This window comes from Streptomyces sp. NPDC001634 (genome assembly GCF_040298185.1).
GTDB lineage: Bacteria > Actinomycetota > Actinomycetes > Streptomycetales > Streptomycetaceae > Streptomyces.
Map to the genome: position 1 here is coordinate 71023 of NZ_JBEOZU010000025.1, position 20795 is coordinate 91817.

Annotated in this window: 18 protein-coding genes; 9 read left to right on the top strand and 9 right to left on the bottom strand. The window is 68.0% G+C overall.

Features of this window, described 5'->3' with window-relative positions:
• Positions 1-49: 49 nt before the first annotated feature.
• From ABT186_RS18910 to ABT186_RS18940, 7 genes are all read right to left on the bottom strand, one after another.
• Positions 50-400: an acyl-CoA dehydrogenase family protein gene (locus ABT186_RS18910; RefSeq protein WP_351229563.1), complete on the bottom strand. Its 351-nt coding sequence runs from the start codon at positions 398-400 to the stop codon at positions 50-52.
• A 102-nt stretch (positions 401-502) separates the two neighbouring features.
• Positions 503-1279: a class I SAM-dependent methyltransferase gene (locus tag ABT186_RS18915; RefSeq protein ID WP_351229562.1), complete on the bottom strand. Its 777-nt coding sequence runs from the start codon at positions 1277-1279 to the stop codon at positions 503-505.
• Between the two features lie 194 nt (positions 1280-1473).
• The gene (locus ABT186_RS18920; protein WP_351229561.1) at positions 1474-1680 is read right to left on the bottom strand and encodes a hypothetical protein; all 207 of its coding nucleotides are present in this window, start codon (positions 1678-1680) and stop codon (positions 1474-1476) included.
• A 69-nt stretch (positions 1681-1749) separates the two neighbouring features.
• The gene (locus ABT186_RS18925) at positions 1750-2175 is read right to left on the bottom strand and encodes a VOC family protein (RefSeq protein ID WP_351229560.1); all 426 of its coding nucleotides are present in this window, start codon (positions 2173-2175) and stop codon (positions 1750-1752) included.
• A gap of 118 nt (positions 2176-2293) precedes the next feature.
• Positions 2294-3175: a multicopper oxidase family protein gene (locus tag ABT186_RS18930; RefSeq protein WP_351925950.1), complete on the bottom strand. Its 882-nt coding sequence runs from the start codon at positions 3173-3175 to the stop codon at positions 2294-2296.
• 84 nt (positions 3176-3259) lie between these two features.
• The gene (locus ABT186_RS18935; protein WP_351925952.1) at positions 3260-3886 is read right to left on the bottom strand and encodes a multicopper oxidase domain-containing protein; all 627 of its coding nucleotides are present in this window, start codon (positions 3884-3886) and stop codon (positions 3260-3262) included.
• Positions 3883-4278, bottom strand: a complete 396-nt coding sequence (locus ABT186_RS18940) for a hypothetical protein (protein ID WP_351229556.1) — start codon at positions 4276-4278, stop codon at positions 3883-3885. The genes ABT186_RS18935 and ABT186_RS18940 overlap by 4 nt, the downstream gene beginning before the upstream one ends.
• A 161-nt stretch (positions 4279-4439) precedes the next feature.
• Here ABT186_RS18940 and ABT186_RS18945 point away from each other — a divergent pair, with 161 nt between their 5' ends.
• The 6 genes from ABT186_RS18945 to sbnA all read left to right on the top strand — a co-directional run bounded on the left by ABT186_RS18945 (position 4440) and on the right by sbnA (position 14458).
• Positions 4440-4895 (top strand): MarR family winged helix-turn-helix transcriptional regulator, encoded by a 456-nt coding sequence (locus ABT186_RS18945; RefSeq protein WP_351229554.1) that lies wholly within the window; start codon positions 4440-4442, stop codon positions 4893-4895.
• A 378-nt stretch (positions 4896-5273) separates the two neighbouring features.
• On the top strand, positions 5274-7919 hold the full coding sequence (locus tag ABT186_RS18950; RefSeq protein ID WP_502973247.1) for a Pls/PosA family non-ribosomal peptide synthetase: 2646 nt from the start codon (positions 5274-5276) through the stop codon (positions 7917-7919).
• 13 nt (positions 7920-7932) lie between these two features.
• The gene (locus ABT186_RS18955; RefSeq protein WP_351925954.1) at positions 7933-11211 is read left to right on the top strand and encodes a non-ribosomal peptide synthetase; all 3279 of its coding nucleotides are present in this window, start codon (positions 7933-7935) and stop codon (positions 11209-11211) included.
• Positions 11212-11313: 102 nt separating this feature from the next.
• Positions 11314-12318 carry a TauD/TfdA family dioxygenase gene (locus tag ABT186_RS18960; protein ID WP_351229550.1) on the top strand — a complete coding sequence of 335 codons (1005 nt, stop codon included), beginning with the start codon at positions 11314-11316 and terminating at the stop codon, positions 12316-12318.
• Complete coding sequence (sbnB, locus tag ABT186_RS18965) at positions 12315-13394, top strand: 2,3-diaminopropionate biosynthesis protein SbnB (protein ID WP_351229548.1); 1080 nt, start codon at positions 12315-12317, stop codon at positions 13392-13394. Before ABT186_RS18960 ends, sbnB begins: the two co-directional genes overlap by 4 nt.
• Positions 13395-13432: 38 nt before the next feature.
• Positions 13433-14458, top strand: coding sequence for a 2,3-diaminopropionate biosynthesis protein SbnA (sbnA, locus tag ABT186_RS18970; protein WP_351229546.1), 1026 nt, complete (start codon positions 13433-13435; stop codon positions 14456-14458).
• Positions 14459-14503: 45 nt separating this feature from the next.
• On the opposite strand, the gene ABT186_RS18975 is transcribed toward sbnA, so the two are convergent.
• Positions 14504-15322, bottom strand: coding sequence for a class I SAM-dependent methyltransferase (locus ABT186_RS18975; RefSeq protein WP_351229544.1), 819 nt, complete (start codon positions 15320-15322; stop codon positions 14504-14506).
• A gap of 398 nt (positions 15323-15720) precedes the next feature.
• On the opposite strand from ABT186_RS18975, the gene ABT186_RS18980 reads away from it, so the two are divergent.
• Together ABT186_RS18980 and ABT186_RS18985 are read left to right on the top strand one after the other, a co-directional pair.
• Positions 15721-16074 carry a hypothetical protein gene (locus ABT186_RS18980; RefSeq protein WP_351229542.1) on the top strand — a complete coding sequence of 118 codons (354 nt, stop codon included), beginning with the start codon at positions 15721-15723 and terminating at the stop codon, positions 16072-16074.
• Between the two features lie 110 nt (positions 16075-16184).
• Complete coding sequence (locus ABT186_RS18985) at positions 16185-17687, top strand: alpha/beta hydrolase (protein WP_351925956.1); 1503 nt, start codon at positions 16185-16187, stop codon at positions 17685-17687.
• Positions 17688-17747: 60 nt separating this feature from the next.
• Here the strand turns inward: ABT186_RS18985 and ABT186_RS18990 are convergent, their stop codons facing one another.
• On the bottom strand, positions 17748-18299 hold the full coding sequence (locus ABT186_RS18990) for a hypothetical protein (RefSeq protein WP_351229538.1): 552 nt from the start codon (positions 18297-18299) through the stop codon (positions 17748-17750).
• 216 nt (positions 18300-18515) lie between these two features.
• Here ABT186_RS18990 and ABT186_RS18995 point away from each other — a divergent pair, with 216 nt between their 5' ends.
• Positions 18516-20687 (top strand): TerD family protein, encoded by a 2172-nt coding sequence (locus ABT186_RS18995; protein WP_351925958.1) that lies wholly within the window; start codon positions 18516-18518, stop codon positions 20685-20687.
• Positions 20688-20795: the final 108 nt, after the last annotated feature.

Here is a 20795-nt window from a genome sequence, read left to right on the forward strand (position 1 = left end):
CTGAGAAAACCGATCGGTCTACAGTCGGGCCCATCGACTCGAGGATTGTTCAACAAACGCCTCGGCCGACCTTTCGGCCCGCGCCAGGTCCAGCCAGGCCGCCACCTGCAACGGCAGGGCGCGCTTCGCCCACCAACCATCCGGTCGCTTCGTCGTAGTCAAGGACGCAGGTGGGGCTGGCATGGATGCCGAGCTTGTGCTCCAGCAAGTCCGTGTGGACCGAGTTGCGCTCACCGGGGGTACCGTCGGCGTTCGGCAGGAACTTCGGCACGACGAACAGGGACAGGCCACCGAGCCCCTGGGGTGCCCCCTCGGTGCGGGCCAGGACCAGGTGAACGATGCTCTCGGTGAGGTCGCGATCGCCCCACGTGATGAAGATCTTCTGGCCCTTCAGCGCCAACTGCCGCCCTCCCGTGGCCCGGGCGCTGGTGCGGGCTTCCGGACCCAGCCGGAGAGCGACATGGGAGCGGCCCGGATATCCATGGCCAGGCCACGGAACCGCCTACTCGCCGGCGCGCGCCATGAGCAGCGGCTGGAAGAAGCCCGTCTCCCGCGGCATCCGCCACTCAAGGTCCGTGAACCCCGCATCAGCCGCAAGACCGTTCAGCCGGTCGCGGCCGAGCGCCCAGTACGCGGTCCGGCGGACCTTGACGCGCCATCCCCCGCCCTCGGGAAACAGCTGGAAGTGCTCCAGGTCGTAGTGCTCGCCGTCGTCGTGCCAGTGCCAGAGCTGGAAGGTGACGGTACGCTCTCCGCCATTGGTGGGCCCGGCGGGCTGGCTGATCTGCGGGGGCGTCGAGGTGGGGCGGTCGCGCAGCAGTTCATCGTAGGGGCGGGTGCTGATGAGCAGCCGGCCCGACGGACGCAGCACGCGGCGCATCTCGACCAGGGCGCCACGCACGTCCTGCTCCGTCAGGAGGTGGGGCAGTGCGTTGTCGGCGCAGACGACGGCGTCGAACCGGCCGCCGGGGAACGGCAGGCGCCGCATGTCGGCAGCGGCCGTGAGGAGCGTCAGCCCCCGGGCGGCGGCCTCCCGGGCAGCGCGGGAGGCGGCGCGGGGGCTGAGGTCGGTCCCGGTAACGCGGTGTCCGCGCAGCGCCAGGCCGATCGCCTGCGTGCCGATGCCGCAGGAGCAGTCGAGCACCTCACCACGGTCCTGACCGATCAGGGCGTCCAGGGCGGCGCCCTGCCGACGGATGCCCGCATCCCAGTCCGCATAGATCAGGTGGTAGTCGTCGGCCAGTTCGTCGTAGAAGCGTGCCACCGATGCGTCGGGCATGGGCCGAGGCTACAGCTCCCGGCCAAACTGGCCGCGCACCCGACAGTGCGGGCCGTGCTCGCCCGGCATGAAGCCGGTGAGGCCCAGAACCCTCCCCCGGTGATCGACGCGGCCTGGCTGCGCAAACTGTGCCTGGCGGCGGGTGCGGATGACGCGGCCGCGGTCAGCCTGGACCATCCCGACCTGGCCCGTGCTCAGGCATCCCGTGCGCCGAGGCTGCTGAGGCCGGCATGCGCATCGCGTGGGGGTCTGCGCCGGGCGTCCCTGCCTGCTGCGCGGTAGCCGGTGTCCTGGAGCGCCTGGGTGATCGTGCGGGCGGCGTGGTTGGCCTGGTCGTCGGTCTGGTGGAACTCCTGGTTGACCACGATGCGGGCCGGGGAGCGGTAGTTGTCGCGGTTCATCCGGACGACGAGCGAGATCAGGGTGCGTGTGCCGGGCAGTGCGGCCAGCGCGTGCTCGCGCTCACCGGCTCAGACGACCCGCTGGCCGATGCCCAGCATGTTCCCCTCGCTGTCACGGAACCAGGCGCCGCGTTCACCCCGTGCGCCCTTGCTCGGGTAGTTCCCCTCGATCTCGGCGATTCCGTCCCTCGTACGGAGTCCGGGTACGTCGACCTCTTCGAACACCACGCCGCGACGTCTGAGCTCAGCCATGGCCGACTCGATGTCGTCCACCTCCCACGCCATCTGGGTGAAGGTGCCGGGAGAGGCCCCCGTCGACCGGAACACTACGAAGTCCACGCCTCCGCACCGATACAGCAGCCCGCCCGGGCGTTCGTCGACGGGCTCCAGACCGAGATGCTCGGAGTAGAAACGCCGCGCCCGGTCCAGGTCCTGGGCCGGCAGCCTGGTCGCCACTCGGCCCCGGGCCAGAGGGTTCTTGTCGTCTGGGTTCATGCCCCCACTGTCCCGTGGACAGTGCCGCAGCGCCTCGGGAGGCGGCGGCCCGACCTGTCGCGAGTCCCGTGGCCGTTCCGTACGCCAGACGTAGGGAAAGACCCGAGTTCCCTGCCCTCTACTCCGTGACGAAGTCGGCCATCATCGCCATGTCCTCGTGCTCGAGGTTGTGGCAGTGAAGCATGAATCGACCTGGGTAGTCGGTGAATCGGGTGACGACCTCCACGGATTCGGCGGGGCGTAGATCCACGGTGTCCTTCCAACCCGCGTCGTACGGGCCCGGCGAGCGGCCATTGCGGGCGGTCACCTGGAAGTGGTTGAGGTGGAGGTGGACAGGGTGATGGAAATCGGTGACGAACCGCCATACCTCGGTGGTGCCGAGGCGGACAGTGGCCAGTGGCCTACCGGGCTCATAGGGGCGGCCGTTGATGGCCCAACCGGTGGATCCGGCCCGCCGCTGGAAGTGGAAGGTACGGGTCACCGCGGCCCGGTTCGGCTGCGGCGCGGGTATCGCGGACAGCCGGGCGGGTATGCGTGAGTCGTCGGCCGGAGGCCGGGTGGTGGAGATGTCGAAGCGCATGACGGACGCGGTGCTGCCGCTGCCCAGGAGGTTGACCAGCCGTACGCGGGTGCCGGGCCGGTAGCGGGAGAAGTCGACGACCACGTCGAAGCGTTCGGCAGGGGCGATGTCCAGTGTGTCGTGCACGAGTGGCCGCTCCAGCAGACCGCCGTCGCCGCCGATCTGCACCAGGGCCCCGCCGCCGGGCGGCTGGGGATCGAGCGCCAGGCGGTAGCGACGGGCGTTGGAGGCGTTGAGCAGGCGCAGACGGTAGCGCACCCGCTGGGTCTCCAGCACGGGCCAGGGTGCCCCGTTGACCAGGATGACGTCGCCCAGGACCCCGTCCATGTACGGGTCGGTGACGCCCGGCAGGCGCTGGGCGGCGTCGAGGGCGGGGTACCTGAAGGCACCGTCGGCAGCGAAGGACCGGTCGGCGATCATCAGCGGGACGTCGCGTTCGCCGCGGGGCAGCGGCAGTGCCTCTTCCTCGTCGTCGTGGACCAGGTGGAACCCGGCCAGGCCGTGTCAGACGTTCGGCCCGGTGAAGCCCATGCGGTGGTCGTGGTACCAGAGCGTGGCGGCCCGCTGCTCCATCGGGTACGTGTACGTGCGCTGCCCGACGGAAGCGTCCTGTGAGCCGGCCGCCCCGGACATGCCCGGCATCCCCGTCATGCCGTCGACGCCGGCTCCGGAGCCCGTGACGTTCCGCGGCACGATCAGCGCGGTCGGATAGCCGTCGCTCCCGTACGGGGTGTGGCCCCCGTGGAGGTGGACCACGGTCGGGTGCGGGAGTTCGTTGCGATGCCGCACAACTGTCCGGCGTCCGGAACGGGAGACGATGGTCGGCCCGGGGAACGTGCCGTCGTAGCTCCAGGCGCTGGTCTCCAGCCCCGGGAGGATCCTCAGTCGTGCCGTCCGTTGGGTGATCTCGTACACGTCTGTCGTGCCGCTGGAGCGGACCGGTCGGAGTACGGACGGCACGGGCAGCGGTACCTCGTACGGTCGCGGCAGGGCTGCCCGGCTGCGCAGCAGCAGCCCTGGCTGACCTGACGTCAGCGCCCCGCCGGCCACGGCCCATCCGCCGGCGGTGAGCGCTCCGCCGCCCACGGCCGCCGTGGCGAGAAGGCGGCGCCTGCTGATGCCTCTGGTCATACCGGCTCCTCCTCGCCGCTCCGGGCCCGGAGCGATCGGTCCGGGTGCTGCGCCGGGCGCCAGGCCCAGACCAGCATCAGAAGAGTGCAGGCGATGATCGCCACACCCAGCGGGACGTGCACGGCGAGCACCCGCCCGTATCCCATGGCGATCTGCCCCGCCTCCGCGCCGAAGAGCGCGGCACACACCATGACCGGCCAGCGCGGCCCTCCGCCGGGCCGCCACAGCAGCAGTGCGGCCACGGTCTGCGCCACGGCGGTGAGCCCGGTGGCCGTGGCATTGAGCGCATGCAGGTCGAGGGCTCCGTAGTGACCGGACAGGAAGCTTCCGGCCAGCACGGCCTGCCCCAGAGCGAGGGCGGCCTCGCAGGTCACCACGGTCCGGAAGACCACGAGAGTCCATCGCCGCGCGTACGGACGCCCGGCATTTGCGCACTCAGGCGGCTCTCCCACCGGACGCGACGACACCACAATCCTATTAGGCATGGATGAGATAGTGCCACATGGAACCATCTCATCGGAACCAGTCTCGTGTTCCCCTATGCTTGATGCCGATGAACCCGCCCGAGTCCACTCCCCGTTCGTTCGGCACCGGCCCCGTCCGTGTCGGCCCGCTGCTCCGCCTTGCACAGCGGCGCGCCGCGCAGACGTTCGCCGAGGCGTTGCGCCCGCTGGGCATCGAGGGCCGTCACTACGGAGTGCTGCTCAACCTCGGAACGCATGGACCACTCAGCCAGCGCCGGCTCATCGACTTCACCGCCAGCGACAAGTCCACGATGGTGCGCACCGTCGACGATCTGGAGGCACGTGGCCTGGTCGCACGGCGCCCCTCCCCCACCGACCGCCGCGCCTACGCGGTCGAGATCACCGAGGACGGCAGGGCACTGTTCACCGAGGCCTCCCTGATCGCCGACGAGGTGGCCGCCCGCCTCCTCGACGGCATGAGCGAGGACGACCAGGAACTCCTGTGCACGCTCCTCGAGCGCTTCGTCTCGGCTGGGAAGGCTTAGAGATCATCTGAATCCGGCCCGTTCGGTGACGCCTCCGCGCGGCCGGACCACGACCGGCAGACGCTCCACCGCCGTCACCCACTCGCACCGGCGACCCTAATTCTCGGAGTGAACCTCCATATGGGTGATTTGCTGCGCACCCCAGCGGTGCAGGGAGCCGGAAACACCCCCCTTTTGAGCGTCACCTTCGCGTCATCGCGATCGAGGCCGAGTGGCAACTTGACGATGGCCGAATGAAACTGAAGCGCACGGTTTCGTGATCACATCAGAGAGCGCGACCTCGCGGCTTCCGGATTGCTCGGTTCGGCTCTTTACGAACGTGAGGAAACGGACTCGCCAACTGGCTCATGCTCATTGGGATTTCCGCAAGGAGTTCGCATCGTGGAGAAGTCTGCCGAGGTCTTGATATCCGGGCCGCATGAACGTGCGCTCGTCGGGAACGGCGGCACCGACCCGACGCCGACAGACACCGAGAGGAAACTGGCCGAAGTACTGGCTGACGTCGTGTGCGTCGAACACATCGCGCCCGACAGCAACTTCTTCGACGACCTGGGCGCCAACTCCTTGGTCATGGCTCAGTTCTGCGCACGGATCAGGAAGCGGTCCGATCTGCCCTCCGCATCCATGAAGGACATCTATCGGCACCCCACCATCCGAACCCTGGCAGCCGCTCTCGCGGACGCCACTCCCGCTCCTGTCGTTTCACCGCTCCCGATCGATTCGCCTCCCCCGACATCGCCGTCGACGCAGGTGATGTCGCCCGCGCGAGCGGGGATGGCGAGCACGTCGGCCTATGTCCTGTGCGGAACACTCCAGTTGTTGATCTTCCTGGGCTATTCCTTCGTCACCGGACTTGTGGCCGCTAAAGGTTATGAATGGGTGGCCACCGGTTCAGGCCTGACCGACATCTATCTTCGGTCGATCATGTTCGGCGGCCTCGGCTTCGTCGCCATCTGCGCATTCCCCGTCGTGGCCAAATGGATCCTCATCGGCCGCTGGAAACCTCGCGAGTTCCCCGTCTGGAGTCTCACCTATCTGCGCTTCTGGATCGTCAAGGTGCTGCTCCACGCCAACCCGGTCCTCTTCTTCGTCGGCAATCCGCTGTATGTGCTGTACCTGCGGGCGCTGGGCGCACATATCGGCAAGGAGGTCACGATCCTCTCGCACTCCGTACCGGTCTGCACCGACCTGCTCACGATCGGCGCCGGTACGGTCATCCGCAAGGACTCGCACTTCCTCTGCTACCGGGCGCACGCCGGGCACATCCAGACCGGCCGCATCACTCTCGGCCGGGACGTGTTCATCGGCGAAAAGACCGTGCTCGACATCGACACGTCGATGGGCGACGCAGCCCAGCTCGGCCACACATCAGCCCTCTACCGAGGCCAGGTGGTCCCCGCCGGGGAGCGTCGGCACGGATCGCCGGCGCAGCCCACGGAGATCGACTACGTGAGGGTCGCGCCGGCCCGGTGCGGCACGCTGCGCCGGGCCGGTTTCGGCCTCGCCACCCTGCTCCAGCTGTTCCTCGTGTACGTACCGCTGACCGTCGGCGGTACGTACATGCTGTTCACGGAGGTTCCGGCGCTCGGCAAGCGACTGGAGCCCAAGACGGCCGGACTCACGTCGTCGGAACTCCTCATCGACGCGCTGCCCCTGTCCGTCGCACTGTTCTTCGGCTTCGTGTTCGTGGGCCTCGCCCTGCTGTTCACCGTTCCACGCCTGTTGAATCTGGTCGTCAAGCCCGACAAGGTCTATCCGCTCTACGGCTTCCACTATTCCGTGCACCGGACGATGTCCCATATGACGAACATTCGGTTCTTCGCCTGGCTCTTCGGTGACAGCTCGTACATCGTCCATTATCTTCGCGGCCTGGGATACGACTTGTCCAAGGTGGAGCAGACCGGGTCGAACTTCGGCACGGAAGTGCAGCACGAGTCGCCGTATCTGGTTTCTGTCGGCAGTGGAACGATGGTGGCCGACGGGCTCTCCATCATCAATGCCGACTTCTCGAGCACATCCTTCCGGGTGTCCCGGGCGACGATCGGTCCGCGCAACTTCCTCGGGAACAACATCGCCTACCCCACGGGCGGCAGAACAGGGGAGAACTGCCTGCTTGCGACGAAGGTGATGGTTCCTCTCGACGGTGAGATCCGCCAAGGTGTCGGGCTGCTCGGCTCGCCGTGCTTCGAGATTCCGCGGTCGGTGGAACGTGACTCCCGGTTCGACCATCTCAGGACCGGAGCGGAATTCCACCGCAACCTCGCCGCAAAGAACCGCTACAACATCCGCTCGATGATCTTGTTCCTGCTGGTGCGATGGCTGCACGCCTTCGTTCTCACGGCGCTCGGTCTCGCCTCCGTCGGCCTTTACGGAGTCGTCGGGCATGTGGTGATCGCCGCGTACCTGGCCCTCGCCCTCGGGTTCACCACCCTCTACTTCGTCCTGGTTGAGCGCTGCATCGGGTCGTTCCGTCCTCTGCGTCCCAGGTTGTGCTCCATCTATGACCCCTACTTCTGGTGGCACGAACGCCTGTGGAAGGTGCCGGACGAATACCTCAACGTTTTCAACGGAACCCCGTTCAAGAACGTGGTCTGGCGGCTGCTGGGTGTTCGTGTCGGCAGCAGAGTGTTCGATGACGGCTGCTATATGACCGAGCGGACGCTCACCACCATCGGGAACGACTGCACACTCAATGCCGGGACCAAGATCCAGTGCCACTCACAGGAGGACGGCACCTTCAAGTCCGACCACAGCACGCTCGGTCCGGGCTGCACCCTCGGGGTCGGCGCACACGTGCACTACGGCGTGACGATGGGCGACGGCGCCGTACTGGCACCTGATTCCTTCCTCATGAAGGGCGAGGAAGTCCCCGCGCGGGCGCACTGGGGAGGAAATCCCGCCGTGGAGATGCCGGACGGCGCCGGGCAGCTCGGCGCCATTGGCCCAACGGCAACGGCAACGGCAACGGCAACGGCAACGGCAACAGGAGCGTCCTCGGCGAACGACGCCGTGACGGCGAGTTGAGGAAGGCCATGTGATGGAAGTGGACGTGCAGGCGGAACGGGAGTTCTGGGGCAGTGTGCTGACCGCCGGTGGCTTCACCGCGGTTCCGCGGTGGGCGCGGGCGCCGGTTGCGGGTGTCGCCGAGTACGAGGCGGCCGTGCCGGCCGATATGACGGAGGCCGTGCGCGGGCTTGCTGCCGAACTCGGGGTCCCGGTGAGTGCGGTGCTGCTTGCCGCGCATACCAAGGTGCTGGCCGCGTTGTCGGGTGAGCAGGAGGTGGTGACGGGTTATGCCGCCGGTGTGGCGGGCGGCCCGCTGCCGTGTCGGCTGACCGTCACACCCGAGTCGTGGCGCGCGTTGGTGCTGAGCGCTCATCGCGTCGAGGCGGAGCTGCTGGCGCACCGGGAGTTCCAAGTGGATGAGCTGCGCCGTGAGTTGGGGGTGGCGGGCCCGTCGTACGAGGTCGTGTTCGATCCGGCGGGGGCGGAGGGCGCGCTCGTTGAGGACGTGGTGCTGGGCGTGAGCTGGTGTGGTCTCGGCGGCCGGCCGGTGTTGCGGCTCCGGTACCGAACGGATGTGCTGGACGCCGAGTGCGCGGCCAGGATCGGTGGCTATCACCTCACCGCTCTGGGATTGATGGCGGCCGATGCCGATGCCGAGCACGCACGGCAGAGTCTGCTGTCGGCCGAGGAGATCGGCCACCAGCTCGATGGGCTGGCCGGGCCTCACCGGCAGCTGCCGGAGGGGCGGGTGCACGAGCTGTTCGAGCAGCGGGTGCGGGCCCATCCCAAGGCGGTGGCGGCGGTGCAGGGTGACCGCCGATGGACGTACGGAGAGCTCAATGCGCGGGCGAACCGGCTGGCGCGGGCGCTGCTGGCACGGGGTCTGGGCCGGGAAGCGGTGGTGGGAGTCGTCACCGAACGCAATCTTGACTGGCTGGCCGCGGTGTTGGCTGTGTTCAAGGCCGGGGGCGTGTATCTGCCGATCGAGCCGCACTTTCCGGCGGGCCGTATCGCAGCGACGTTGTCACGCGCCGGGTGCCGGCTGGTGCTGACAGAGGCCGGCAGCACTCACAGCCTCGATCAGGCCCTGGCCACCCTGCCGGGGGTCGAGAAGCTGCTGGTCGAGGCGGCGTATGAGGAACGGCACGCCGAGGGAGATGTGGGGGTGGAGGTGAGCGCCGATCAGCTCGCCTATATCTACTTCACCTCCGGCTCCACCGGGGAGCCGAAGGGGGCGATGTGTGAGCACGCGGGCATGCTCAACCATCTCTACGCCAAGATCGACGACCTGGGGATCGGTCAGGGCCATGTGGTGGCTCAGACGGCCCCTCAGTGTTTCGACATCTCGCTGTGGCAGTTGCTGGCCGCGCTCCTGGTGGACGGGCGGACGCTGCTGGTGGGGCAGGAGGTGATCGTGGATGTGGAGCGGTTCCTCGACACCCTCGTTCATGGCCGGGTCGGTGTGGTCCAGGTCGTGCCCTCCTATCTGGAGGTCGTGGTGTCGTATCTGGAGCAGCGTCCCCGCGCGTTGCCGGACCTGAAGTGTGTGTCGGTGACCGGTGAGGCGTTGAAGCCGGAGCTGGTCCAGCGCTGGTTCCGCCTGCAGCCGGGGATCAGGCTGGTCAACGCCTATGGGCTGACCGAGACTTCGGACGACACCAATCACGAGATCATGGACGGGGTACCCGAGGGCGGCCGGGTTCTGTTGGGGCGTGCCGTCAACAACGTGCATGTCTACGTCGTCGACGAGCATCTGTCGCTGGTTCCGCTGGGCGCCCCGGGGGTGATCGCCTTCTCCGGGGTGTGCGTGGGGCGGGGGTATGTCAACGATCCCGAGCGCACCCGTGCGGCCTATCTGGATGATCCGTACCGGCCGGGTGAGCGTCTCTACCTGGGAGGTGACTGGGGTCGCTGGCATCCCGGCGGCAAGCTGGAGTTCCTCGGCCGTCGCGACAACCAGGTCAAGATCCGTGGTTTCCGTATCGAGATCGGTGAGATCGAGAACACCCTGCTGCGGGTGCCCGGCGTACGGGACGGGGCGGTCATCGTCGCCGAACTGGCAGGCCGCAGCACGCATTTGATCGCCTTCTACACCGGTCGGCGCCAACAGGCGGACGTCCTGCGCGAGGCGCTGGGCGCCGTACTGCCCGCCTATATGGTCCCCTCGGCCTTTCACTGGCAGCACAGTCTGCCTCTGACTGCCAACGGCAAGATCGACAGGAAGGCCCTCATCGCACTGGCCGAAGAGGCCGTAGCGTCTGTACCGGCCGCAGGAGGCGACGTGGCCGGGGAGCACGAGCGTGCCCCACGTACCCCGAGCGAGCGGAAGCTCGCGGCCGCGTGGGCCGAGTTGCTGGGCATCCCCGAGCACCACATCGGCCGACAGGACCACTTCTTCGACTCCGGCGGCACGTCGCTGTCGGCGGTCAGGCTCACGATCGCCCTGGATCGCGCGGTGTCCCTCAAGGACATCACCCGCCACCCGGTACTCGCCGACCTCGCCGCTCTCCTCGATGGGACGACCCAGCAGCGGCCGGAGCTGCTTCAGCCACTGTCGGTATCGGACGGTGTGCCTGAATGCGCGCTGGTGTGCTTCCCTTACGCAGGCGGCAACGCGGTCAACTTCCGGCCGATGGCCGGAGCCCTGGCCGGCAGCGGGCCCGCGGTCTACGCCGTCGAGCTGCCCGGACATGACCTGGCCGCCCGGAACGAGCCGTTCGCGCCGATGGAGCAGGTGGCGGAGCAGGTCCTCGCCGAGATCACCGGCCGTGGCCTGACCAGGGTCATGCTGTGGGGGCATTCAGCGGGCGCCGCGTTGGCCATGGAGACGGCGAGGAAGCTGGAGGAGCGCGGGGTGGACGTCCCGCGGGTGTTTCTCGGCGCACAGCTGCCCGGCACCGCCGCCGCCCGCCGCGCCGCCATCACGGAGCTCACGGGGCGGAGCAACGCCGAGATCGCCGCGAAGCTGAGCACGGACAGCGGGTACACCGAACTCGGTGAGCTGAGCGCGCAGCATGCCGAGCATGTCGGTGCCGCCTACCGGCACGACTGCGTATCCGCCCACCGCTATTTCGCAGACGCCATGGAAGTCCCACCGGCGGTGAAGCTGAACGCGCCGGTGACCGTGGTCGTCGCCGCCGACGACCCGAACGCGGAGGAGTTCCCCGACCGATACCGCGACTGGCAGCTGCTGGCCGAAAACGTGGAGCTGCACGAACTGGCCGACGGTGGGCACTACTTCCTGCGCACTCGTCCGGCCGAGGCGGCACAGGCCGTCCTGAGTGCCGCCGAATTGCTGGTCTCATCGTGAGCCGCCTTGGGCCCGCTTGGGGCCTCCTTGGGCCAATCGGTATTCCCTCGCGCCCCTTGGGCCTCTTTGGATCTCCTGAATGACAAACTGAAAGGAACCGAGATGTCGTCCTCACCCCCGACATCACTGCTCGAGGTGGAGCTGCGGTCGGACAGACCTCCGATCCTGCATGTCGACACCCCTGATGATGCGTCCAGTTGGGCGGCCGAGTACCGCGATGCACTGCGTGCCGAGGTCACCGAGCACGGCGTGGTTCTCGTCCGCGGTCTGGGACTGCGGGAGCCGGACCAGGTCGGTGCCGTCCTCGCGGAGCTGGCCGGTGGACTGATGACGGAGCGGGAGGCGTTCGCGCCCCGGCAGCGCTACGGCCCGGGTCTGTACTCCTCCGCGAACTGGCCGGCCAACCAGCCGATGTGCATGCACCATGAACTGAGCTACACACTGGAGTTTCCCGGCCTGATGCTGTTCGCGTGTCTGACCGCGCCCGACCAGGGCGGAGCGACCGCGGTGGCCGACGCGGAACGTGTTCTCCAGGCGCTGCCCACCGCGCTCAGCGACCGCTTCGAACGCGAGGGCTGGCTGCTCACCCGCAGCTACAACGACGAGATCGGGGCTTCCCTGACGGAGTCGTTCGGCACCGACGACCCCGCGGCCATCGAGCGTTACTGCCGCGCCCACGCCATCGACTTCACCTGGCAGCCCGACGGTGCCTTGCACACCCGGCAGCGCCGCAACGCCGTGGTGCGGCACCCGGTCACCGGCCGGCGCTGCTGGTTCAACCAGATCGCCTTCCTCAACGAGTGGACGCTGGCCCCGGAGGTGCGCGAGTACCTGGTGGACGTCTACGGCGAGGACGGGCTGCCGTTCAACACCCGGTTCGGAGACGGCACCCCGATCGGTGAGGACGTCATCCAACTGCTCAACACCACCTACGAGGACCACACCCGACGCGAGCCCTGGCAGGCCGGCGACGTGATGCTGGTCGACAACGTACGCACCGCACACAGCAGAGAGGCCTACACGGGAGAACGCCAGGTGCTGGTCGCCATGGCCGAGCCTCAACGCCTGGCCGACTGCTGCCCGACCCCGGAGGTAAGCCGGCGATGACCCCTGTCCTGTCCCCATCCGACCGACGCACCACGTCCCACCCGGCCCCGGCGCCGAGCTTCGCTGTGATCTCCGGCGCCCAGGTACAGCAAGCGCTCGATGGGCGCGAGAAACAGATCGTGGACCTGGTCGAGGACGCCTACCGGCTGCACGGCGCCGGAGACTCGGTCAACCCACCGTCGTACTTCCTGCGCTTTCCCGACCGACCCACGGCACGGATCATCGCGCTGCCGGCCTCCCTCGGCGGACCGATGCATGTGGACGGCCTGAAGTGGATCTCCAGCTTCCCGGCCAACGTGACGACCGGCCTCCCCCGGGCCTCCGCGGTCCTCATCCTCAACGACCACGACACCGGGTATCCCTTCGCCTGTCTGGAAAGCTCCATCATCAGCGCCACCAGAACCGCGGCATCCGCCGCCCTGGCAGCCGACTGGCTCAGCCGCAACCGGACCCGCCCCACCCGTATCGGATTCTTCGGCACGGGCCTGATCGCCCGCTACATCCACACCTTCCTCACCCGCACCGGCTGGACGTTCGACAGCATCGGCGTGTACGACGTGTCCTCCGACAGCACCGCCGGCTTCTGCGGCTATCTGCAGCAGGCCGACGCCACCGGACGCACCGGACAGGTCTCCGTCCACGACAGCGCCGAGGAACTGATTCGCTCCAGCGACCTGGTGGTCTTCGCCACCATCGCCGGAGAACCCCATGTCACCGACCCGGCCTGGTTCACCCATAACCCTCTGGTCCTGCATGTGTCCCTGCGTGACCTCGCCCCGCAGATCCTGCTCGGGTCGGCCAACATCGTCGACGACGTCGAGCACTGTCTCAAGGCGGACACCTCCCCCCATCTGGCCGAGCAGCTCACCGGTCACCGGGACTTCCTGGACGGGACCCTGAACGACGTCATGACCGGACGGGTGACCCCGCCGGCCGACCGGCCGGTGATCTTCTCGCCCTTCGGACTCGGTGTCCTCGACCTCGCCGTCGGCAAATACGTCTACGACGAGGTGACCAGGACCGGAGACCTCCACACCATCGACGATTTCTTCCAGGACCTGCGCCGCTACGGCTGAAGGCCTGTTTCCCTCAGCTGTGGCATCAGGAGGCCACCGTGCCCGTCATATCCGCTCCGCATGGCTTCAACGAAAGCCGTCTCTTCATCGACCTCCAGTCGATCCTCGGACGCTCCCTCTACCTGAAGTGCGAAGGCTTCAACTTCGCGGGCTCGATCAAGATGAAGGCCGCGACCGAGATGGTGGAGACCGCCGAACAGGAAGGAATCCTGACGCCGGATTCGATACTGGTCGAGTCCTCGTCCGGAAACCTGGGCGTGGCGCTCAGCATGATCGCCGCGAGCAAGGGTTACCAATTCATGTGTGTGACGGACTCCCGTTGCAATCTGTCGACCAGACTGCTGATGGAGGCGTTGGGCAGCCAGGTGCACATCATCGCCGACGTGGACGCCAACGGCGGCCTCCTCGGCTCGCGGATCAACTTCGTCCGCGAGCTGTGCGCCTCCGACGACCGTTATGTGTGGCTCAGTCAGTACACCAATCCGGGCAACTGGCGGGCGCACTACCGGACAACAGCGCCGGAGATCGCCCGTCAGTTCCCGCGACTGGATGTGCTGTTCGTCGGCGCGGGCACCACCGGGACCCTGATGGGCTGCGGACGCTACTTCAGGGAGTGGCACCGTCCGGTCCGTATCGTCGCGGTGGACAGTGTCGGCTCGGTGACCTTCGGCGGCCGGCCAGGCCGCCGGATGATTCCAGGCCTGGGCATGAGCATGCGTCCGCCGCTGCTCGACGAGTCATACGTGGACGAGGTGATGCAGGTCGAGGAAGTGGACACCATCCGTGCCTGCCACCGTCTGGCAAGACGGGGGTTCCTGTTCGGCGGCTCCACTGGGACGGTGGTCAGCGGGGCGATGGAATGGCTGGACCGGCATGGCACCCGTGATCTCACGGCGGTGGCCATCGCCCCGGACCTCGGCGAGCGGTACCTCGACACCATCTATCAGACCAACTGGGTGCAGGATCTGTACGGGGATGACATCTTCGACACCGAGAAGGTGTCCGTCGGTCCCCGGGGAACCGAACCGATGCCACAGATGTCGGGCCGCCCGCCGAAACCGTAGAACTCTCCCGCGGGCGCGCGCCTTCAGAGCGCCTTCAGAGGTGCTTCAGCGCAGCCGCGCCGTCGCGACATGGACTCTGAACGTGCAGGGGACGTGACCGCCAGAGGGTGCCATCGCTCGAGCCTCGTCGAGGAAGGAATCACGCAGTGCTGCGCGGGCCTCCTGTTCGAGCGGGCCCATGTCGTAGACACCCGAGACGGCCGCCCACACCTGCTCCGCCGTCCCGCTGAGATCGATGGCGATCGTCTCCCAGTCCACGGGCTCGAACCCGGCCGGGCCAAGGAGGTCGTCGAGCCCGTCGCGGGTTCGCGTCCTTCTGTCACCCAGCGCCGGGATACGCCGGGCCGCGGGGAGCGTTTCGATCGCGGAGGTCAGCAGGGAGCGGAACCGCTCGTAGGCATCACCGGCGATTCCGCCTCCCAGCACACACGCGAGTACGCCTCCCGAGGACAGCACCCGCGCGATCTCCGCGACGACCTGCTCCACGTCGCTCATCAGCATCAGCGCCATATGGGAGACACAGGCGTCGAAACTGTAGTCATCGAAAGGGAGATGCTGTGCCCTCCCCACCACCAGCGTCGTGCCGGACAACCCCGGTCGGCTGCGGGCCAGCGCCAACGCCTCGGGAGAAAGATCGATCCCGGCAAGCTCCCGACCGCCGACCGCGGCGAGCAGTTCGAGCAGCAGCCCGTCGCCGCACCCGAGGTCGAGCACCCGGCTGCTCCCGGCCACCCGGTCGCACAGGATCTGATAGCTGGTCCGGCCGTCCGAAGCGCGGCCACGGCCCAGTACGTCCGCGGTCAGCGCCGGCTGCTCGGCGTGGAAGGTCTTCAGGAACGCCTCTTGCGATGCGGTTGTCGTCATGCTCAGAACCTAGGCCCTCGAACCCGCGTTCACGGCTGCACAGGCCCGACCATCGCTGTGCCGCCCGCTGCCTCGGCGGGCGGCATCGCTCGGCTACACTCGGCCACATCCGGCCTTACACAGCGCAGCGATGTCGCGCCATTGCTACGTACGAGTGGTGCATCCCCTGACACGGTCGTAGCGTCGTTACAGAAACCCTCGCACGCGAGACCTTGGCAGACGGGCGAAGCAGGAGTGCACGCGCGGGGCACATGGGGTCCGGAGACAGGCGACCGGGAGCGCACATGCGGAAACACACAGTGAGTACGACGGTCACGCTCTGTATCGCTACTGCGCTCGCGGCAGCCATGGGAACGGCTTCCGCCGCACCGACGGCGTCTTCGTCGACCGTGCGCGCCGTGAAGCAGCAGCCCGCGCGCCCCGTGATCGTCGACTGCTTCTGGCACGCACGAGTAAACCCCGGCGACTTCATCATCGCGTGCGGTGACGGCAACAGCCGGCTCGCCTCGCTCCAGTGGTCGCGCTGGGACGAGAACTCGGCGGTGGCCAAGGGCTTCAACTGGGTGAACGACTGCAAGCCGTACTGCGCGGCGGGAAAATTCCACAAGTACCCGGTCGTCGTGCGGCTCGACCACCCACAGCCCTGGAAGAAGCACCCGCAGGTGGAGCACTACACGCAGATGAGCCTCGTCTTCACCCAGGGCACGCCGGACGGGTTCGGCCGGGTGGAGAACGTTCCCCTCTGGAACTGACGTCGTCGGGGTGCATGCGGACCCGAGGCGTCGAGTGGGGCAAACCCCAGTGAAAACAGGGACGTTGCCCGGATGGGAGAGGTGGGGGGCCATCCGCGAGGCTTCTGCGCATGAAGCTGACCAGTAACGCAAGAGCCTCCTGGATCGCCACCTCCGCCGTCCTTCTCGGTGTCGTCGCCCCGCTGACCACGTCCGCACCCGTGTCCGCGGCGGCGGCTGCCGCGGCCCCCTCCCTCAAGTGGACCAAGTGCGAGGGCAGCGGGCTCGACCCGTGGCAGCAGTGTGCGTCCGTCGAGGTGCCGATGGACTACGCCGACCCGGGCGGCCGGAAGATCGACGTCGCCATCTCCCGGATCCCCAGCGAGAAGCCGGCCGCGCGTCGTGGCGCGCTGCTGATGATCCCCGGCGGGCCCGGAGGCTCCAGCCTCGCCGACCCCTCGGGCAAGGGTCAGAAGTTGCCGCAGGATGTGCGTGACGCCTACGACCTGATCGGTTTTGCCCCGCGCGGGCTCGCGCCCTCCACCTCCGTCAGCTGCGGCCTCGACCACGCCGACCTCGCCACCTCGAAGCTGCGGCCGTGGCCGGCCCCGGACGGGTCCGTCACGGAGAACATGACCACCGCCCGCCGGATGGCCGACGCCTGCGCGCGCAACGGCGGCGAGCTGCTCCGGCACATCAGCACGGTCGACGAGGCGCGCGACATCGACCGCATCCGCGCCGCGCTCGGCGAACGCAGGCTCTCCGCCTGGGGCGTCTCGTACGGTACGTATGTCGGTGCCGTCTACAGCCAGTTGTTCCCGCACCGCACCGACCGCATCGTCCTGGACAGCAACGACAATCCCGACCCGGACCGCGTCGCGCGTGCCTGGCTGGCCGGGCACGAGACGGGCGTCGAGGACACCTTTCCGGAGTTCGCCAAGTGGGCCTCGGCGCCCGGCAATCCGGACCGGGTGGCCAGGAGTGCGGCCGAGGTGCGGCCTCTGTTCCTGCGCCTCGCCGCACGTCTCGACCGAGCACCGATCCCCTGGCCGGGCGCCAACCCCGAGGAGCTGAACGGCAATGTGCTGCGCCAGACCATGCTCGACAGCCTCTACTCGCCCAGCCGCTTCCCCACCCTGGCGAAACTGATGGTGGCCGCGGGGAACGGCACCGTGCCGCCCGCGCCGGCGGCACCGCCGGAGCCGGTGCTGCAGAACGTCGCCGCGGTGGGCGCAGCGACCCTCTGCAACGACGTGGCCTGGCCCACATCGGCCACCGAGTACCGGAAAGAGGTCACCGAAAGCCGGAAGAAGTACCCGCTGACCGCGGGCATGCCCCGGAACGCAATGGTCTGCGCCGCCTGGCCGTACCCGCCCGGGCACGCGCCGGTACGGATCACCGACCGCGGACCCTCCGACATCCTGCTCGTGCAGAATGAACGCGATGTCGCCACCCCGCTGAGCGGCGCTCTCAAGCTCCGCCGTGCACTCGGCGCACGCGCCGTCATCGTGACCGTGGACTCCACCGGCCATGACTCCTACCTCGCCAACGGAAACGCGTGCGGCGACCGAACCGTCTCCCGCTTCCTGGCGACCGGCGGTCAGCGGCCCGATGGAGACACCTACTGCGGCTAGAACCGGAAACACCGGCCCGATTCCGGCGGGCCGGGTTTCCCTCTGTCGCGGGTGATGCCGTCACCACTCGTCGAAATGTCCGACCACACGGAAGCTGCCCACAACGCCATCGTCACCGAACACGCCTCCGCTGACGGTGCGGGTCACGACTCCGTTCGTGGCCCCGAAGGGTCCGACCGTGGCGACCGGAGCGCCATTGTCACAGGTGAACCCGCGAAAGACCTCAACAATCTCTTTGCTGTCGTTGAAGATGTTGAAGCTGTTGGACCCCAGCCCGGAAGCTGCCGGGACACAGCCATCGATGGCGGCCGAGAACACCCGGTCGTTGAAATAGATCCTTCCCTCGTACCTGCGGCCGTAGCCGTGGTCGCCGCCCTCCCGGCCACGCCGCTCGTCCGCCTTTCCGGCGGCGCCACCGACCGGGGCCGGGACGGGGGCAGGGGCGGCCCGCTTGACGGTCGGGGCCGCCCGCTGGACGGGAGGAGCCGCTCGTCGAGCGACCGGGGCGGCCTCGGCGGATCCGGCGGTCGAGGCGTAGGTGATGATGCCAGTGGCGGCAAGGACCGCTGCCGTCACTGCGGCAGCGGTCACAATGAAAGTACGCGTGGGCATGTCACTTCTCTCTCTCACAGACGCCGGCCGAGTAGCCGACCTGCGATGAACGTACCGACACCCCATATAACTGTCATATCGGACATAGCCAAGGTGTGACGCCACGGGGCCAGTCAGGTGTAAGCGCGACTCTCACTGCAAGTTGACTCCTCGACACCAGCCGACCACCTCAAAACCCGAATGCGTCGAGGCGCACGGTTCTGGGAGCATGCCGCAATGAGCCTCAGCCTGGAACCGCTGGTCATCCGGCATACCCACCGTCTTCCTTCCCCCGTGGGAGCCGCGGGTGAGGGCGACGTCGCAGCGCGGCAGTTCGACGCCGCGCTCATGTCTGTGGGCTTCAAACTCTCGGCGGGCCTGCTGGAGCACCTGTCGGGACTGTCCGAGGCCACGGTCGTGGACACCGCCGCGCGCACGCTGCCGACCATCCGTGAGATGGTCGGCGACCACGTCCGGCACAACGTCTACTTCATCGACTTCCCGGCCAACGTGCCCGACACGTTCGACTTCTGGATGCAGTGCATCGCCGAGGCGCTCGCCGATGACGCGTCACGGGTCCGCACGGTCGCCCAACTCCAGACCGGCGTCCTCGACCTGCTCACCCTCCCGTCCTACGGCAACTACCGCCACAGCTATACCGAGATGCTCGCCGCCCACGACGAGCTGATCGCCGCGGTCGGGGACCGCATGACGGTTCTGCACCTCGGCAGCGACCTGGATGACGAGGTCACCGCCCTGTACCTGGCGCTGGCCGGCAGCACCACACCGCTGGGCGAGGACGACCTGCGTGACCTGAGGGTCCTCGCCGAGCACCGGGTGAACGGTCCGCAGCCCGAAGCGATACCGATCCGGGAGAACCGAGCCCTCATCAACCAGGCCCGCCTGAACGCAGGCGCGGATCTCCTTCTGGACACGGTCACCGATGTACTCCGTCTGGCCTGTGCGCTGTCGGAGGGCGACGTGACCCTCCAGGAACCGACTCGGTTCCGAGCGCTGTCCCGCCCTGTTCGCCGCGCCCTGCTCGCGGGTCTGGACGCCGTCGTCGCCGTGGCCCCTGCCAAGCTCGCCGATGTCCACGCGCATCGCGAGGCCTGGAAGCGCCTCGGTGAACGCCTTCACCCGCACGAGTACCCGCGGTGGCCGCACGCCGCGGAGGTGTTCGCCATCGCCCGGGGCGAGAAGAAGGCACAGTCCTTCGACAGCCGTGTCGAGGAGCTGCTCGGCCTGAGCGACGTCACCGCAGCGGCCGAGCTGCTGAAGTCCGCCCCCGGCAAGCTGTTCCGCTCCCTGGACCGCCTGCTGCGTACGGCCCTCACCCAGGACGAGCGTGACGCGGTCGTGGCCGCGGCCGAGCAGGTCGCTCCCAAGGTCTCGGGCCGGGTCGTGCTGTCGGTGCGCGAACACTTCCACAACCGCGACGGGGAAACCGGCGAACGCCGCGTCTTCGTCAACCGCCTCGGCCGTGCCTGGGTCACCTCCGACACCCGCGCACCCGTGCTGCCCCGGGAACGCAAGCGCCTGGTCACCGCTCTTGACGCCGAGATACGCCGGCGTCTCCCGGCCACCGGGCACCTGCTGATCGACCCCGACATCCTCGATGTCGCGCTCCCGCTCAGCGGCAAGGCGACGTCGTCCGGCCTCGGCGTACTGCCACGCGGCTCCGTCACCCCGGTCCATGGCGAGCTGCTGCGTTTCTTCGTCTATTGGAAGCAGACGCACCACCGCACCGACTACGACCTCTCGGCGCTGATGCTGGACGCCCGCTACACGACCCTCTCCTGGCTGTCCTACACGGCCCTCACCGACATCGAAGGCGAGCATTCGGGCGATATCACCGATGCACCCGACGGCGCCTCGGAGTTCATCAACCTCCGTCTGGGGGCGGTGCGCGGCACCTTCATCGTCCCGCAGGTCAACATCTTCTCCGGAGAGGGCTTCGAGGAGGTCGAGGAGTCGTTCTTCGGCTTCATGCTGCGCGAAGCCGAACAACAGGGCCGGCCGTTCGAGCCGCGCACGGTGCGCATGAAGTCGGACCTGCGTGGTCCGGGCCGCGTCGCACTGCCGCTGGCGTTCCAACGCGGGCGTGACGGTCAATGGCGCGCCAAGTGGCTGCACCTTTATCTCAAGGGCAATCCTTCGGCCAACCGTGTCGAAGGAAACCGGGTGTCGGTCGCAACGCTGCTGCGCGGCATCGTCGAGCGCGACCACCTCACGGTCCGGTACCTCACTGATCTGATGGCCGACGGTGCCACGACCGTGGCGCTCTGGGACGGCGAGACGGTTCCGGACGGCCCCGTCACCTACATCGGCCTGGAACGCCCCGAGGGCCTGCACCCGGACTCCAGGATCCTCACCCCGGAAAATCTGCGGGACCTGATCCCGGGCTGACTGCTACTGTTGGCCGCGGCGAGGCCATGAACGGACTTCCTTCTCAATTCTTCTCGAAAATAGTCCCTTCGCTTTCCTCGCCCTCAGCCTTTCACCGCGGGGCGCTGT

What these genes read in the sequence shown, in the direction of transcription:
- ABT186_RS18915 (WP_351229562.1), bottom strand. Translation starts at nt 1,279, where the DNA reads ATGCCCGACGCATCGGTGGCACGCTTCTACGACGAACTGGCCGACGAC.
- ABT186_RS18920 (WP_351229561.1), bottom strand. Translation starts at nt 1,680, where the DNA reads ATGAACCGCGACAACTACCGCTCCCCGGCCCGCATCGTGGTCAACCAG.
- ABT186_RS18925 (WP_351229560.1), bottom strand. Translation starts at nt 2,175, where the DNA reads ATGAACCCAGACGACAAGAACCCTCTGGCCCGGGGCCGAGTGGCGACC.
- ABT186_RS18930 (WP_351925950.1), bottom strand. Translation starts at nt 3,175, where the DNA reads ATGATCGCCGACCGGTCCTTCGCTGCCGACGGTGCCTTCAGGTACCCC.
- ABT186_RS18935 (WP_351925952.1), bottom strand. Translation starts at nt 3,886, where the DNA reads ATGACCAGAGGCATCAGCAGGCGCCGCCTTCTCGCCACGGCGGCCGTG.
- ABT186_RS18945 (WP_351229554.1), top strand. Translation starts at nt 4,440, where the DNA reads ATGAACCCGCCCGAGTCCACTCCCCGTTCGTTCGGCACCGGCCCCGTC.
- ABT186_RS18955 (WP_351925954.1), top strand. Translation starts at nt 7,933, where the DNA reads ATGGAAGTGGACGTGCAGGCGGAACGGGAGTTCTGGGGCAGTGTGCTG.
- ABT186_RS18960 (WP_351229550.1), top strand. Translation starts at nt 11,314, where the DNA reads ATGTCGTCCTCACCCCCGACATCACTGCTCGAGGTGGAGCTGCGGTCG.
- sbnB (WP_351229548.1), top strand. Translation starts at nt 12,315, where the DNA reads ATGACCCCTGTCCTGTCCCCATCCGACCGACGCACCACGTCCCACCCG.
- ABT186_RS18975 (WP_351229544.1), bottom strand. Translation starts at nt 15,322, where the DNA reads ATGACGACAACCGCATCGCAAGAGGCGTTCCTGAAGACCTTCCACGCC.
- ABT186_RS18985 (WP_351925956.1), top strand. Translation starts at nt 16,185, where the DNA reads ATGAAGCTGACCAGTAACGCAAGAGCCTCCTGGATCGCCACCTCCGCC.
- ABT186_RS18990 (WP_351229538.1), bottom strand. Translation starts at nt 18,299, where the DNA reads ATGCCCACGCGTACTTTCATTGTGACCGCTGCCGCAGTGACGGCAGCG.
- ABT186_RS18995 (WP_351925958.1), top strand. Translation starts at nt 18,516, where the DNA reads ATGAGCCTCAGCCTGGAACCGCTGGTCATCCGGCATACCCACCGTCTT.